Below are 1,033 nucleotides of genomic sequence, written 5' to 3' on the forward strand. Positions count from 1 at the left end.
GCCATGGCGGCAAAATCGGCGTTGACCTCACCGCCGTAACGGGAGGCTTTAGTGACTGCCGCTTTGAAGTTGTCGACGCGGATAACCTCGGGACAGCCGCCCCAATACCTGAAGCTGTCGGCAACGGCGGTGCATACCTGCGGCAGAGATTGGTCGGCAATTGCTTTAACGTAGAAATGTCCCGATGCCGGCAAAACTCCGACCATAACAGTCGCCTCCTGAGGCTTATTGTCCCCGGTAATAACGCAGTTTGACTCCGCAGAAATCATATTCCGCTTCTTTGCCGGGCACATGGGGAACTCTATAGGCAGGAGCCACCTGTTGACGACGATAGGTACGCCATAAACGCAGAACATGACTTTCTGATAAAAATACCTTACCCCTTGTTTGCTGCTCTACATTCTCCGGCAGTTCAAAATAATACTTTTCCACAATAAGCTGCAGAGTTAACGCCAACTTTCTTTCACGCGGCATGCTGCTCTGCGGACGGGTCATCTGCCATTTCTCCTGCAGCAGAGTTAAATCCGGCATGATTTTCTCTTGACCGGTCGTTGCCTTGGCGGCATTTTTACGCGCGTAATAGAGCCCGGCGACCTGAGACGGAGTCATTGCTCCGATTTTCTCCTGCGTTAAACACAGTTCACGTACCTTGGCACATGCTCTTACGGCAGTACCGTGCTTTAACCCCATTACTTTTTCCAACTCGCACGGACGATGACTGCAGGCGAATAATAAAACTTTCTTTAAAACTACGCTGTCCATATGTTTTCCTCGACCGATGGTCCGGCTCTTTACCGGAATGTAAGTACTGCGCGGCATATGTTTATCCTCCTTGCCCAATAAGGAGGCTTATAGTACATAACCGCAGTCGGGAAACAAAATGACGTAAAAAGATAAAGCAGAGCGGAAAGTTGATCCGGCTCCGTGAGGTTGGAAGATGAAAATCATCTCAGACAAAATCGGAACAGAGCTTTGTATTTTTAGCTCTGATCTTTCTCCTAAGATCTCAGATCTTCTTTAATAATATTTAACA

At 48.4% G+C, this 1,033-nt stretch carries 1 protein-coding gene and 1 pseudogene; both read right to left on the reverse strand.

Features of this window, described 5'->3' with window-relative positions; all coding sequences use genetic code 11:
• Positions 1-206, reverse strand: a pseudogene (locus tag HMPREF9444_RS06065) (IS21 family transposase); the annotation flags it as partial.
• Between the two features lie 19 nt (positions 207-225).
• Positions 226-819: a hypothetical protein gene (locus HMPREF9444_RS06070; protein ID WP_040909327.1), complete on the reverse strand. Its 594-nt coding sequence runs from the start codon at positions 817-819 to the stop codon at positions 226-228.
• Positions 820-1,033: the final 214 nt, after the last annotated feature.

Source organism: Succinatimonas hippei YIT 12066, assembly GCF_000188195.1.
GTDB classification, from domain to species: domain Bacteria; phylum Pseudomonadota; class Gammaproteobacteria; order Enterobacterales; family Succinivibrionaceae; genus Succinatimonas; species Succinatimonas hippei.